The sequence below is a fragment of the Herbiconiux oxytropis genome (assembly GCF_024979315.1).
Lineage (GTDB): Bacteria > Actinomycetota > Actinomycetes > Actinomycetales > Microbacteriaceae > Herbiconiux > Herbiconiux oxytropis.
In genome coordinates this window covers 20,036-33,894 of sequence record NZ_JANLCK010000008.1, presented here as the reverse complement: position 1 = coordinate 33,894, position 13,859 = coordinate 20,036, and the positions used below count along the sequence as shown (strand labels likewise).

At 71.2% G+C, this 13,859-nt stretch carries 13 protein-coding genes; 3 read left to right on the top strand and 10 right to left on the bottom strand.

Features of this window, described 5'->3' with window-relative positions:
* Positions 1–134: 134 nt before the first annotated feature.
* From N1028_RS14085 to N1028_RS14075, 3 genes are read right to left on the bottom strand one after another with little or no spacing between them, the layout of a single operon-like run.
* The gene (locus tag N1028_RS14085) at positions 135–809 is read right to left on the bottom strand and encodes a trimeric intracellular cation channel family protein (RefSeq protein WP_259530001.1); all 675 of its coding nucleotides are present in this window, start codon (positions 807–809) and stop codon (positions 135–137) included.
* 28 nt (positions 810–837) lie between these two features.
* Complete coding sequence (locus N1028_RS14080; protein WP_259530000.1) at positions 838–2,457, bottom strand: carboxylesterase/lipase family protein; 1,620 nt, start codon at positions 2,455–2,457, stop codon at positions 838–840.
* A gap of 48 nt (positions 2,458–2,505) precedes the next feature.
* The gene (locus N1028_RS14075; protein ID WP_259529999.1) at positions 2,506–4,113 is read right to left on the bottom strand and encodes an FAD-dependent oxidoreductase; all 1,608 of its coding nucleotides are present in this window, start codon (positions 4,111–4,113) and stop codon (positions 2,506–2,508) included.
* 100 nt (positions 4,114–4,213) lie between these two features.
* On the opposite strand from N1028_RS14075, the gene N1028_RS14070 reads away from it, so the two are divergent.
* Positions 4,214–4,405, top strand: coding sequence for a hypothetical protein (locus N1028_RS14070; RefSeq protein WP_259529998.1), 192 nt, complete (start codon positions 4,214–4,216; stop codon positions 4,403–4,405).
* A 93-nt stretch (positions 4,406–4,498) separates the two neighbouring features.
* Here N1028_RS14070 and N1028_RS14065 read toward each other — a convergent pair whose 3' ends face one another.
* The gene (locus tag N1028_RS14065; RefSeq protein ID WP_310795599.1) at positions 4,499–5,392 is read right to left on the bottom strand and encodes an SDR family oxidoreductase; all 894 of its coding nucleotides are present in this window, start codon (positions 5,390–5,392) and stop codon (positions 4,499–4,501) included.
* A 50-nt stretch (positions 5,393–5,442) separates the two neighbouring features.
* Between N1028_RS14065 and N1028_RS14060 the strand changes: the two genes are divergently transcribed.
* Complete coding sequence (locus N1028_RS14060; protein ID WP_375163437.1) at positions 5,443–7,359, top strand: glycoside hydrolase family 15 protein; 1,917 nt, start codon at positions 5,443–5,445, stop codon at positions 7,357–7,359.
* 17 nt (positions 7,360–7,376) lie between these two features.
* On the opposite strand, the gene N1028_RS14055 is transcribed toward N1028_RS14060, so the two are convergent.
* From N1028_RS14055 to N1028_RS14035, 5 genes are all read right to left on the bottom strand, one after another.
* Positions 7,377–7,808, bottom strand: a complete 432-nt coding sequence (locus tag N1028_RS14055; protein ID WP_259529996.1) for a hypothetical protein — start codon at positions 7,806–7,808, stop codon at positions 7,377–7,379.
* On the bottom strand, positions 7,798–9,111 hold the full coding sequence (locus N1028_RS14050; protein WP_259529995.1) for an MFS transporter: 1,314 nt from the start codon (positions 9,109–9,111) through the stop codon (positions 7,798–7,800). The genes N1028_RS14055 and N1028_RS14050 overlap by 11 nt, the downstream gene beginning before the upstream one ends.
* A gap of 55 nt (positions 9,112–9,166) precedes the next feature.
* Positions 9,167–9,799 (bottom strand): serine O-acetyltransferase EpsC, encoded by a 633-nt coding sequence (gene epsC / locus N1028_RS14045; protein WP_259529994.1) that lies wholly within the window; start codon positions 9,797–9,799, stop codon positions 9,167–9,169.
* 30 nt (positions 9,800–9,829) lie between these two features.
* Positions 9,830–10,768: a cysteine synthase A gene (gene cysK, locus N1028_RS14040; protein WP_259529993.1), complete on the bottom strand. Its 939-nt coding sequence runs from the start codon at positions 10,766–10,768 to the stop codon at positions 9,830–9,832.
* Positions 10,769–10,879: 111 nt separating this feature from the next.
* A complete protein-coding gene (locus tag N1028_RS14035; protein WP_259529992.1) occupies positions 10,880–11,308 on the bottom strand; it encodes a DUF4190 domain-containing protein in 429 nt (142 codons plus the stop codon).
* Positions 11,309–11,436: 128 nt separating this feature from the next.
* Here N1028_RS14035 and N1028_RS14030 point away from each other — a divergent pair, with 128 nt between their 5' ends.
* Positions 11,437–12,372 (top strand): aldose 1-epimerase family protein, encoded by a 936-nt coding sequence (locus tag N1028_RS14030; protein WP_259529991.1) that lies wholly within the window; start codon positions 11,437–11,439, stop codon positions 12,370–12,372.
* Here the strand turns inward: N1028_RS14030 and N1028_RS14025 are convergent.
* Positions 12,369–13,796 (bottom strand): MFS transporter, encoded by a 1,428-nt coding sequence (locus N1028_RS14025; protein ID WP_259529990.1) that lies wholly within the window; start codon positions 13,794–13,796, stop codon positions 12,369–12,371. The genes N1028_RS14030 and N1028_RS14025 overlap by 4 nt on opposite strands.
* Positions 13,797–13,859 lie beyond the last annotated feature (63 nt).

The window sequence follows — 13,859 nt, the reverse complement described above, 5'->3', positions numbered from 1 at the left end:
AACGTATTGATCGAGGCTGGCAGGCCACTCCGAGGGGTCGATGCGTTCTCTGTGACACCTCGGAGCCGCCGTCGTCCTCATTCCGGGTCAACGGGCCGCGATGCGAAAACGTTCAGTGCGGATTCGGCGCGGGTTCAGTCGCCCGACCTGCGGCGCAGTCGCAGGCGTCTCAGCGTGCTGATGGCGCGCTGCTCGGGCAGGCTCCAGCCGAAGCGCACCGCGAGCAGCCGGATGACCGTGGTCACGATCACGCAGCCGACCCCGCCGAACTCGATCGTCATCCCGGCTGCCGTCGACACGGCGAGGAACACCGCCCCGGCGCCCGCCGCCACGGCGTAGAGGGAGCCGACGTGCATGACGCCGATCGGCATCCCGAGCAGCATGTCGCGCAGGATGCCTCCCCCCACCGCGGCCACCATGCCCACGAAGATCGCGGGCACCATGGGCAGCCCGAGGGCGAGCGCCTTGCTCGTTCCGATGGCGCAGAAGAGACCGAGGCTCACGGCGTCGAGGATGGTGATGGCGACGTTGAGCCGCGAGAACAGGCGCTCGAGCAGCATGCCCACGAGGGCGGCGAGCACGGCGACGGGGATGAACCAGTTGTTCGACAGCGACACCGGGGTCTGGTTGAGCAGCAGGTCGCGGAGCATGCCGCCGCCGGTTCCCGCCACGAGGCCGATGACGCCGACTCCCAGCAGGTCGAGCCGGCTGTCCTTGAACTGGGCCGCGAACATCGCACCCTGCACGCTGCCGAGGCCCGTGGCGGCGAGGTCGAGCCAGAACGGGGTGATGAACTGCTCGGCGACCATGCTCCATGAATAGCACGGTGACGCCCGATCAGCGGAATGCGACGATCTCCGGGCCCCAGGCCTCACGCACGGCACCGTCGGGATCGTGCTCGATCACGTCTTCACGGTCGATGATGAGGGTGCTGCGCGTCGCCTCGTCGTAGGGCGGCCACGGTGCCTCACCCATCCCGACCGCCTCGAGCGCGGACCGGTCGTCCGGAACCCCCGTGCGCGCGAACGCGAGCCAGTGCGCCTGCATGCGCTCGCTCACCCGCAGGGCCTCGGCCCGGCCGCCGAGCCGGAACACGAGATCCTTGCCCCAGGGAGCGAACGAGCCGAAGACGTAGGCGAGCTCGGCCGCGTGCGTGGCCCCGATGCCGGTGATCCGCAGGAGCGGTGTGGCGTGGTCGAAGCGGTACATCCAGGTGGGCGCGTGGCGGCTGTGCGCCTCGGCCAGCCAGATGGAGGGCATCCGGAACCCGGCGTCGCGCGAGACCTCGGCGGGGGTCGACCGGCGCGGGTAGGCGGGGTAGGCGGCGGTGATGCGCTCGGCGGCGTCTTCGAACTCGGGCCGGTCACTGGCGATCTCGAGGAACATCTGCTTCACCGCCTCGGGCGTGATCGGCAGCAGCGGCGAGCGCATGAGCTTGAAGAACGACGACTCGTCGCGGTTGGTGCCGATGATGAGCGGGATGCGCGGGGCCCGCCCCTCGCGGAAGACCGTGAGCGGGTACTCCGGCAGCACGTCGTCGCCGTGCACCGGCGCGAGCGCGAGCGTTCCCGGCACCTGGCCGGAGACCTCGTGCACGAGCTCGCCCCCGGCGTCGACGAGGGCGAACGGATCGAGCTCCTGCAGCCGGTGGGCGTCGGCGGGCTCGATGCCCACGATGTCGAGGAAGCGACGGGCGACGGCGGCCGCCCGGTCGCGGCCGTAGACGCTCGTGACGGGGGCGCTCTGCGCGATGGCGCGGTGGAAGAGGCCGTCGGCGAGCGGGGACGCCATGAGTGCGATGACGCACGCTCCCCCGGCCGACTCCCCGAACAGCGTGACGTTGCCCGGATCACCGCCGAACGCGGCGACGTTCTCGCGCACCCACTCGAGGGCGGCGATCTGGTCGCGGAGGCCGAGGTTGGAGTCGAACGCCGGGCTCTCAGCGACCGTCGTGAAGTCGACGAACCCGATCACCCCGAGCCGGTAGTTGAGGCTCACCACCACGACGTCGCCCTCGGAGGCGAGGTTGCGGCCGTCGTAGAAGCGCTGCGCCGTGGAGCCCTGGAAGTACCCGCCGCCGTGGATCCACACCATCACGGGCTTCGACCCCGGCAGAGCGCCCGCGGGCGCCCAGACGTTGACGGTGAGGCAGTCCTCCGAGATGGCGACCCCCGGCACGACCTCCATCGACTTGAGCACGCGCTGGGGCGCCATCGGCCCGAAGCGGGTGGCGAGGCGCGTGCCCTCCCAGGGCTCAGGGGGCTGCGGCCGCCGGAAGCGGAGGGGGGCGACGGGAGCCGCCGCGAAGGGGATGCCCTTCCAGCTCAGCACCGTGCGGCCCGGATCGGCGTGACCCGTGGCCTCCCGGTCGCGGGGGTCGCGCTTGCGCTCCCGCATCCCGCGCACGGCCCCCGCCGTGGTCTGCCGGATCAGGGACTCCGTGCCCGCTCGCGTCATGTCCGAATGCTATCGAGCGCGCCTGGACGGACGGAGAGCACTCCGCCCTCAGCGCGTGCGCGGCAGCACCGGCAGGTCCGTCACCGCCGGCCCCTCGATGCGCGCTCCGTCGGCCGCGAACCGCGAGGCGTGCAGCGGGCAGTCCCAGCTGCGCTCGGCGTCGTTCCACTCGAGCACACCTCCGAGATGCGGGCACACGGCCCGCACGGCGCAGGTGACCCCGTCGACCGTCGAGATCCCCACGGGCACTCCCCGGGAGGCCGCCACGACACCCTCCCGCTCGGCCGGCCTTCGAACCGGGGTCGGCCGCGTCGAGGCGCCCAGCCAGCCGCGCGTCATCGCGACACCGACTGTCGCACCCTCCTTCGCCCCGCGGCCGAGGTCGGCGGGCTTCGTGATGCGGGTGCCGAGCACGCGATGCCAGTGCCGGCGCTCGTCCCGGGGCACGCCCAGGATCTCGTCGCGCAGCCGCAGCGCCGCCGCGACACCGTTCGTGAGCCCCCACTTGGCGAAGCCCGTGGCGAGGTAGACCCGGCCACGACCTCGCGGCAGGAGGCCGACGAACGGGATGAGGTTGTGCGACTCGTAGTCCTGCGCCGACCAGCTGTGGGTGAGCCGGGCCTCCGGGTAGAGCGACCGGGCGAACTCGGCGAGGTCGTCGAGGCGCTCCTGCTCGCTGAAGTCACCCGGGCGGCCCACCGGATGCCCGTTGCCGCCGAGCACGAGGAGGTCGCCCGAGTCGCGCCCGATCAGGCGGGCCGGCGCGGTGCGGATCGAGCGGGAGCGATCCGGGTCGTCGTCGCCGATCGAGAGGAACATGCCCTCGGGGAGGCCGTCCGCACCGGCGTCCGGCACCTCGAATGAGGCTCCGTACGAGCGGAGGCCGTGCGTCTTGGAGAAGTAGAGCCCGCGGTCGAGGATGGGCGTGGCCGTGGCGAGCACGACCGTGCGGCCCTCGACCTCGCCGCGCGTCGTGCGCACCCGGCAGGGGTCGGAGGCGGTGACCCCCAGCACGCGCGTGCCGTCGTGGATGCGGCCGCCGGCCGCGACGAACGCCGCCGCGAGCGCCTCGAGCGCCTCCATGGCGTCGAACTGAGCCTGGCCCGGCAGCGCGACGCCGTAGGCGAACGGGAACGGCACGTCGATCTCCTGACCGCCCTCCACGATCGTGGCCGCGAGGCCCGCCTCCCGGGCGGCACGGTGCTCGGCCTCCACCGCCGAGGCCGATCCGCCCCCGGCGTGCTGCGCGTAGCTGTAGGCCGTGCGGCGCTCGACCTGCACGCCCGCACGGTCGCAGAATTCCAGCAGCCACTCCTGGCCGTCGCGGTTGCTGTCGACGTAGGCCTCGAGCACCCGCTTTGAGTGGTGGCGGCGGATGGTGGAGAGCCGGCTGCCCTGCAGCAGCGAGATCTTGCCGGTGGTGTTGCCCGTGGCGAGGGCGCCCACGTCCTCCGCTTCGAGCACGACGACCGATCGCCCCGCCTCGGCGAGCATGAGCGCGGTGCTGAGGCCTGTGATGCCGGCGCCGACCACGACGTCGTCGTAGACGATCCCCGGCACGATGGGCTGGGTGGGGATCGGCCCCCGCCCGTTCCGCCACAGCGATCGGGCCCGGAAGAGGGCGGTGCCGGTGCGGGCGTCGGAGTCTGTGGTCATCTCCCCAGTGAACTCCCGCCTCGCCCCGAGCGGGACGGCTCGCCACCGCCTCCCGATCGTGTCTACGGTGGAACCGCACGCCACGACCTGAGGAGACACCATGTCCGATCCCATCGACCGCGCCGACGAGGACATCCTCGACAGCCCCATTCCCGAAGACCCCGAGTCGGTCGACCCCGGCGAGGCCGAGGACATCGACGACGACGCCACCGTGACCGACGAAGAGGACGTCGACCCCGTCTTCGACGACGACGTCGAGGTCCTCAACGACAACCTCGGCTACGAGGAGTAGGCGGCATTACTTCGCGCACTCGCCCCGGACGGCGCGCTGGCCGCCCGGGGCGTGGTGAGCTGGGGGCCGCCGACCGCGCCCTGGTTGTCCTGCCTAGTGCGTGGGCGTTCCGCCCGTGACCGCCACGGTCTCGCCCGAGACGTAGCTCGACTCCTGCGAGGCGAGGAAGACGAACGGCGGCGCGAGTTCCACCGGCTGGCCCGCCCGGCCGAGCGGCGTGTCCTCGCCGAACGACTCGATCTTCTCGTTGGGCACCGACGAGGGCTGCAGCGGCGTCCAGATGGGGCCGGGCGCCACGCCGTTGACCCGGATGCCGCGCTCGGCGAGCTGCTGCGCCATGGCGCGGGTCCAGTTGGCGATCCCCGCCTTCGAGACCGCGTATTCGGCGAGCGAGGGCGAGGGCACGTAGCCCTGGATGCTCGAGCAGGTCACGATCGAGGCGCCGGGCTTCAGGTGCGGCGAAGCCGCCTTGGTGAGCCAGAAGAGCGGGTAGATGTTGGTCTTCAGCACCCGGTCGAGCTGCTCGGTCTCGAAGTCGTCGATGCTGTCGACGGTGGGCATGACCCCGGCAATGATGGCGAGGATGTCGATGCCTCCGAAGGCCGACACGGTCTCGGCGATCACGCGCTCGTTCTGCGCCTCGTCCTGGAGATCTCCGGGAAGCAGCAGGGCAGTCTGCCCGGCCTCCCCGATGAGAGCGGCCACATCCTCGGCCTGGGCCTGCTCCTCGGGGAGGTAGCTGAGGGCGACGTCGGCGCCCTCGCGGGCGTAAGCGATGGCGACGGCGCGACCGATCCCGGAGTCGGCTCCTGTGACGAGGGCCCTGCGCCCGGCCAGACGGCCGTTGCCGATGTAGCTCGTCTCACCGTGGTCGGGAGCGGGGTCCATCTCGCGCACGTCGCCGGGTGCCTCCTGCTGCTGGGGAGGGAACGGGGGGCGCGGGTACTGGGTGGTCGGATCCTGCGGGGTGTACATGTTCGTAGCCATGCACCCGACCGTACGACGGGGTCTGCCCGGCCGCGCGGGGCTTGCCGGGGATGCCCAGTGGGCGTAGTCAGGAGAGAGTGACCCGATCCGACATCGCGCCGTCGCGCGCCTATCTTCCCCTGCGCGACTACGCCGCGATCGGCGACGGGCGCACGGTCGCGTTGATCGCCTCCGACGGACAGGTCGACTGGATGCCCGTGCCTGCCCTGCACACGCCGCCCGTGTTCGCCGGGCTCGTCGACGCGGCCGGCGGTGGCCGGATCGAGCTGCGCCCGCAGGAGGATGACTTCGTGACCTCCCGCGAGTACGTGGGCTCGAGCAACGTGCTCCGCACGACCTTCCGCACCTCGACCGGCACGGTGACCGTGACCGACGCCCTGGTGACGGGTGTGGCCGGGCGACTCCCCTGGCTCGAGCTCGCCCGCCGCATAGACGGGGTCGAGGGCGAGGTGCCGATGCGCTGGGCCGTCGTGCCCGGGAGCATTTTCGGCGACGGCGACAGCGACGCCATGGGCACCGGCAGAGCGCCCGTGACGCGGGTCGACACCGTGCACGGTCCGATCCTGCGGGCCGGTCACATCGACCTCGTGCTCGTGGGCTTCGAGCACGGCAGGCTCGATCCGCACGAGCCCTCCGACGGCTTTCCGGACGGCCCGCTGTCGTTCTTCGGAGCGTTCACGACCGCGCCGGGATCCCGTCACCTGTTCGCCCTATGCGGCACCGACGACGAGCCCATCCACGTGCCGGACCCCCACAACGTCGACCGGGGCATCGACCGTACCGTCGCGAGCTGGGAGGGCTGGTTCGACGAGTTCGGCTATGAGGGCCCCTGGTCCGACGCGGTGGTGCGCAGCGCGCTCGCGCTCAAGCTGCTCATCTTCAGCCCCACCGGGGCGATCGCCGCCGCCGCCACGACCGGCTTGCCGGAGAACGTGCTCGGCGGCAAGAACTACGACTATCGCTTCGCCTGGGTGCGCGACCTCGCCTACACGGTCGGCTCCCTCATCCGCTTCGGTCTGCGCGAGGAGACCCACGCCGCCGTGTCGTGGGTGCTGAAGACGCTCAAGGACTTCGACGGCGACCTGCACATCTTCTTCGAGCTCGACGGCACCGTGCCGGAGGGCCCGGGCAAGGGCGAGGTGCGCGAGGTGACGGCCGAGGGCTGGATGGGCATCGGGCCCGTGGTCGAGGGCAACGACGCCTCGAGCCAGCTGCAGCTCGGAGTGTTCGCCGACGTGGTGGGCATCATGCGGCGCTACGTCGAGGCCGGCAACATCCTCGACGAGCGCACGAGCGAGCTCCTCGTGGCCTTCACCGACGCGGCCTGCCGCAACTGGCAGAAGAAGGACTCCGGCATGTGGGAGCTGCCCGAGGAGCACCACTACACCTCGAGCAAGATCGGCTGCTGGCAGGCCATCACCGACGCCCTGCACCTCGCCTCGATCGGCGAGATCAAGCCCACCGACGACGACCTCGAGCACTGGCGCCGCAATCGCACCCTGATCGAGGAGTGGCTGGCCGAGGAGGCCTGGTCGCCGGAGCGCGGTGCCTACACGATGCATCCGGACACCGAGGCCCTCGACGCGTCGATCCTCCTGCACGCGGCCCGCGACTTCGGCCCCCGCGAGCGGCTCGAGCAGACCGTCGCCCGGATCGACGAGGAGCTCTCGGCCGGCCCGCTGCTCTATCGCTACTCCGGGATGTCGGAGGAGGAGGGCACCTTCGTGGCCTGCGCCTTCTGGCTGGTGGAGGCGTTCGCCCGGCTCGGCCGCGCCGACGAGGCCCGGCTGCGGATGGACGAGCTCGTCGCGCTGGCGAACGACGTGGGGCTCTACGCCGAGATGATCTCGGCGGAGGACCACTCGTTCCTCGGGAACCTGCCGCAGGGGCTCAGCCACCTCGCCCTGATCGACGCCGCGGTGGCCCTCCGCGACGTGCTCGACGGGCAGGAGCCCCAGGAGCGGTAGCTCCGACGATCGGCCTCTTACGGCCGGGCTTCGTGCCCGGGCTCGCCGTGGGTGCGGCGCGCCTCCTTCATCTCGGCCTCGAAGATGTGCCGGCGCCCGTCGGCGAGTGCCTCACGGGCGGACTGGTCGGCGGCGCGGAAGGCGGCGTAGTAGCCCGCGTCGTACTCCTCGACGATCTGGAAGGTCCAGCGGCCCTCGAGCACATTGCGGCCCACGAGCGTGCGGTCGATCTGGTCGGCGAGCGCCCCGTGGCCCGCAGCGCGGAGCCCCTCGACCGCCTCACCGAGCGCGAGGTCGGCCGTGCCGGTGAGGCGATGGAACCCGTAGAGCATGCCGCGGGCCTGCTCCACCACCTCGAACGCCTCGGAGAGCTTGCCGAGGGCGGCGACCGTCTCGTCGCTCACCCCCGGTGGGCGGCGTGCGGCGGGAGTGCGGGCTTCATCGGTCATGCATCTGAGCCTGCTCCACCGCGGCCCCTTCCGGCACCCCCTTGCCGTCTTGCTCGCCCCCATCCGTGTGCTGCGTGGCGTTCGCGGCGCGGATGGCGGCGCGGCCCGACGGCAGCAGGATGGCCACCACCATGACGACCACCGTGGCGACCCCTCCGATGATGAGCAGCAGCTGCACGCTGATGACGTCGGCGAGGGGGCCGAACACGGTCATGCCGATGGGTGTCGCGAGTGCCATCACGATGCCGACGTAGCTGAAGACACGACCGTGCTTGTCGGGATCGACCGTCTCCTGCACGAGGGTCATGAACGGCGCCGAGAACAGGGGCACTCCGAGGCCGAATACGAACATGAAGGCGTAGAACACCCAGAGGTTCGGGCTCAGGCCGAGCCCCACGTTCGCGACGGCGAACCCGAAGGTGGAGCCGATGATGAGGCCGATCCGGCTGCGCTTGGCCAGCACGGTCGACACGAGCACGCCGCCGAGCATCATGCCGATGCTGAAGGCGACCTCGAGCACGGTCACCATCCACACCTCGCTGCCGAAGCTCCGCGCCACCATGAGCGGCGTGATGAACGAGGGCGCCACGGTGAGCAGGAAGATGATGGCGAAGACGACGAGCAGCCAGCGCACGATCCGGTGCGTCCAGATGTAGCGCATGCCCTCCACGAGGTCTTCCCGGTAGCTCGAGGTCTTCTCGGCGATCGTGGCGAGGGTGGGCACCGCCACGAAGGCGAGGAAGACGATCCCGATGACCGCGGTGACGACGTCGATGAAGAACACCGGCACGATGCCGAAGAGACCGAACACGGCACCGGCGGCCGCGGGCGCGAGCAGCGCCATGGCGGACTGGATGGTCTGGAACAGCCCGTTGACCCGCATGAGCTGCGCCTCGGGCACGATCTGCGGGATCATCGCCTGCACCGCCGGGGTCTGCACCCCCGCCCCGATGGAGCGGGCCGCGACCGCGAGCAGGATGATCCAGAGATCGGTGACCCCGTTGAGCATGAGGAAGGCGAGCACGAGCGTGACGGCGGCGATGGTGCCGTCGGCCAGCATGACGAGGACCCTGCGGTTCATGCGGTCGGCGAGCACTCCGCCGAAGATCGACACGACCCCCTGCGGCAGGAACGCCGCGACCGCGTAGAGCGCGACGGCGAGGCCAGACCTGGTCTCGAACGTCACATACCACATGACCGCGTACTGCACGATCATGGAGCCGAAGAGCGAGACGGTCTGCCCGCTGAGGAACAGCGCGACGTTGCGCTTCCAGTGCTCCTGGACGGTCTGGTCTGCAGTCATGTGAACAGCGTACACATGACCCCCGACACCGGTCGATGGCAGGCTGACGGAAGCGTCAGATGTAGATCGCCGGATCGAGGTAGAAGGCCGGATCGGTGAGGGACTCGCGGCGAGGCGGCTGCGATTCGGGGCTGGACTCGGCCGAATGGGCCGGCAGGTGGGTGATGTCCCGGGCGGGGATGCCGACGAGCACGGCACCCGGCCGCGCATCCTTCACCACGACCGCGCCGGCGCCCACGCTCGCATCGGCGCCGATCACGACGGGGCCGAGGATGGTGGCCCCGGCTCCCACCACCACGCGGTCGCCGAGAGTGGGGTGCCGCTTCTCGCGCCGGGTGCTGCGGCCGCCGAGGGTCACCCCGTGGTAGAGCATGACGTCGTCGCCGATGACCGCGGTCTCGCCGATCACCACTCCCATGCCGTGGTCGATGAAGAGGCGGCGGCCGATCCGGGCACCGGGGTGGATCTCGACACCGGTGAGGAACCGTGCGACCTGCGAGAGCAGGCGCGCGGGAAGAGCGAGGCCAGGGCTCCGCCACCAGCGGTGGGCGATGCGGTGCATCCAGACCGCGTGCACGCCGGGGTAGCCGAGCACGATCTCGAGGGAGCTCCTGGCGGCGGGATCGTGCTCGCGGGCGGCACGAACGTCCTCGCGGACGCGCCGCACGATCCGCCGCAGCGCGCTCACGCGCTCACCGTCAGCTGCACAGCGCCCGGCTCAGTCGGCGAGCCCCGCCCACAGCGGGGTCGAGATGTAGCGCTCACCCAGGTCGCACACCACGGCGACGACCGTCTTGCCGGCGTTCTCCGGGCGCTTCGCGACCTCGATGGCGGCCCACAGGATGGCGCCGGAGGAGATCCCGGCCATGATGCCCTCCTCGCTCGCGAGACGGCGGGCGGTGTCGAGCGAGTCGTCGAGGCTCACGTCGATGATCTCGTCGTAGACCTCGCGGTCGAGGATGGGCGGCACGATGTTGGCGCCGATACCCTGGATCTTGTGGGGGCCCGCGACCCCCTGGGTGAGCAGCGGCGAGTCGAGCGGCTCGACGCCGACGACCTGCACGCCGGGCTTCCGCTCCTTCAGCACCTGGCCGACGCCCGTGATGGTGCCGCCCGTGCCGATGCCGGCCACGAAGATGTCGACCGCGCCGTCGGTGTCGGCCCAGATCTCCTCGGCCGTCGTGGCGCGGTGCACGGCGGGGTTCGCCTCGTTCTCGAACTGCCGGGCGAGGATGGCGCCGGGAGTCGAGGCCACGATCTCGTCGGCCTTGGCGAGAGCGCCCTTGATGCCCTCGGAGCCCGGGGTCAGCACGAGCTCGGCGCCGTAGGCGCGCATCACCACACGGCGCTCGGCCGACGCGGTCTCGGGCATGGTGAGGACGACCTTGTAGCCGCGGGCGGCGCCGACCATCGCGAGCGCGATGCCGGTGTTGCCGCTCGTGCCTTCCACGATGGTGCCGCCTGGCCGCAGCTCGCCCGACTTCTCGGCCGCGTCGACGATGGCCACGCCGATGCGGTCCTTCACGCTGTTGGCGGGGTTGTAGAACTCGAGCTTGCCGAGAACCGTGGCTCCGGCCCCCTCGGCGAGACGGTTGATGCGCACGAGGGGCGTGCGGCCGACCAGAGCGGTGACGTCGTCGTAGATGCGAGCTGCCATGGGAGCGGATCCTTCTCGAGTGGTGGGCGTACGCCTTCCACAATAGTTCGGGCCCGCATCCGTGCGTCTGAATGTGACGTGGGATGCGGGCCCGGGCGGCTCGGTGCGCTATCAGCTGCAGGTGTAGGTGACTCCGTCGATGACGTGGGTGCCCGGGCCGAGGTCGCCGCACTGGCCGACCACGGCGGCGATCACCACGACGAAGATGATGATGCCGATGATGCTGAGCACGACGCCGATCACACCCAGCACGATGCCGACCGTGGCGGGGGTGTTCTTCTCGACTCCGCCCTTCTTCGACTGCGACTTGGCGATGGCACTGACGATGATGCCGGCGATGTGGCCGATGAACGGCACGATGAAGAACGACACGATCGAGATGATCATGCCGACGAGGCCGAGCGTCTTGCCTGGCACGGTGGCGGGCTGCTGGCCGTAGCCCTGCTGGCCGTAACCCTGCTGGCCACCCTGCGGGTACTGGTTCACGGGCGGCGCGGCTTGGTACTGCGGCGGAACCGGGGGCTTGTTCTCGTCGGTCATGAGTGATTCCTCTTCTCTGCGGCGTCCAGGACCTATTCAGGCTACCGCGACGGCCTCCCGACGGCCAGGAACCGCGGCGGCCTGGCGAGCCGCTAGCGTGGAGGCGAACCGCCCCCGAAGGAGCCGACGTGACCGCATCCGCCCACCCCCTCTCCGGCACCCGTGTCGACCTCGAGCACGGCGCCTACCGCGCCTCGCTCGCGAGTGTCGGCGCGAGCCTGCGCGTGCTGCAGCACGAGGCCCGCGACCTGGTGGTGCCCTTCGACGCCGACGAGGTGCGCCCCGCCTACCGCGGTGTGACCCTCGCGCCGTGGCCGAACCGCGTGGTCGACGGCCGCTACTCGTTCGCCGGCGCCGAGCGGCAGCTCTCGATCACCGAGCCCGACCGCGGCCATGCGCTGCACGGCCTCGCCTGCTGGCTCGACTACGAGGTCGTGAGCCGCGAGGTCGACGAGGTCGTCTTCGCCGCCGTCGTCCCGGCCCAGGCCGGCTACCCGCACCGGATCGCGCTCGAGGTGACCTACCGCCTCGACGACGAGGGACTGCAGCAGACCGTGACGGCCACGAACACCGGCCGGGAGCCCGCCCCGTACGGGACCGGGCCGCATCCGTACCTCGTGGCCGGCCCCGCACCGCTCGAGGAGTGGACGCTGTCGCTGCCCGCCGACGACGTGCTCGCCGTGACTCCCGACCGCCTCATCCCCCTCCAGGTCACGAGCGTCGAGGTCGACGAGGGCGGCGCCTTCGACTTCCGGGAGCCCCGCCCGCTCGGCGACACCGCCATCGACCACGCGTTCACGGGGCTCGACCGGCGCCGGGATGCCGAGGGCACCGCGACCGTGACGGTGACGGATCCGGGTGGCACGGGCGTGCAGGTGACCTTCGGCCGCGAGTGCGGCTGGGTGCAGATCCACACGGCGGACTCCGATCCGGTGCGGCCCCGCCTGGGGCTCGCAGTGGAGCCGATGACGTGCGCTCCGGATGCGTTCAACTCGGGGCTCGACCTCATCGTCATCCCGGTCGGCGGCAGCACCACCGCCTCCTGGCGGATCGCGGCGGTCTAGCGGTCGCCGGCCTTTGAGAGGTCGGCAGCCCGGGTGTCGTCCGCATCCGGGAGGCTCGCCTTGGTGTAGGCGCGGTGATGACGTGGGATGAACACGGCGATCAGCACGCCGGCCACGGCGGCCGCCCCCGAGATGATGAAGGCGAGCTGGAACCCGTCTGAGCTCGGCGTGGCGGTCTCGCCCGAACCGATCAGGTGCGAGGCGAGCACGACTCCGAGCACAGCACTCGCGAGCGTGGAGCCGAGCGTGCGCATGACCGAGTTGAGGCTGTTCGACGCGGCGGTCTCGGTGGCGGGCACGGCCGCCATGATGAGGGTCGGCATGGCCGCGTAGGCGAAGCCGACCCCCGCGCCGACGGCCGTGGCGATGAGCACCATGTGCCAGATCTCGGTCATCAGGAACACCGCGATGAGGTAGGCCACCGCGATCACCGCGATGCCGAGCACGAGGCTCGTGCGGGCGCCTCGCGCGCGGGTGAGGCGCGTGGCGAGGGGTGACATCGCCCACATCACGAGCCCGGAGGGCATGAGGCACAGGCTCGCCACGAGCATCGGCTGCCCGAGTCCCACTCCGGTCTCCGGCGGCGCCTCGAGCAGCTGCGGCAGCACCACGGTGCTCGCGAAGAAGGCGAAGCCCACCGTCACGGAGGCGAGGTTGGTCAGCAGGACCGTGCGCCGGGCTGCGACGCGCAGGTCGATCAAGGGGCTGGAGATGCGCCGTTCGAACACGCCCCAAGCGAGGAGCACCAGCAGACCACCACCCAGGCAGCCGAGTGTCAGGGGGCTGTCCCAGCCCCAGCTGTTGCCTTTGGAGATGCCGAGGAGGATGCCCACGAGCGCCACCCCGAGTCCGATCGCGCCGAGCACGTCGAAGGTGCCGGAGGCGCGCAGGGTGCTGACCGGGATGAACACGAGCACGAGCACGAAGCCCACGGCCGCGAGCAGTCCCGAGAGCACGAACAGGAAGTGCCAGTCGAGGTACTGCGAGATGGCGGCCGCCACCGGCAGGCCCACCGCACCGCCCACGCCGAGGGTGGCGCTCACGAGTGCCACGGCGCCGCCGAGGCGATCGCGGTGCAGCACGTCGCGCAGGATGCTGATGCCGAGCGGGATCACGCCGATGCCCGCCCCCTGCAGCGCGCGGCCGACGATCAGCGGGAGCAGCCCGTCGGCGAAGAAGGCGACCACCGAGCCCGCGAGCACGAGGACGAGGAGGATGAGCACCATGCGGCGCTTGCCGTAGAGATCGCCGAGCCGGCCCGCGATGGGCGTGGCGACCGCCGCCGCGAGCAGGGTGACCGTGACCGCCCACTGGGAGTCCTCGGCCGAGACGTTCAAGATGGCGGGGAGGGAGGGCACGAGCGGGGTGAGCAGCGTCATCATGAACGCGGTGACGAGACCCGTGAAGGCGAGCGTGAAGACCACGCCGCGCTGGCTGATGGGGCGGCGCAGGCGCGCTCGCTGAGCATCGGTCAGCCAGGGCGTGGC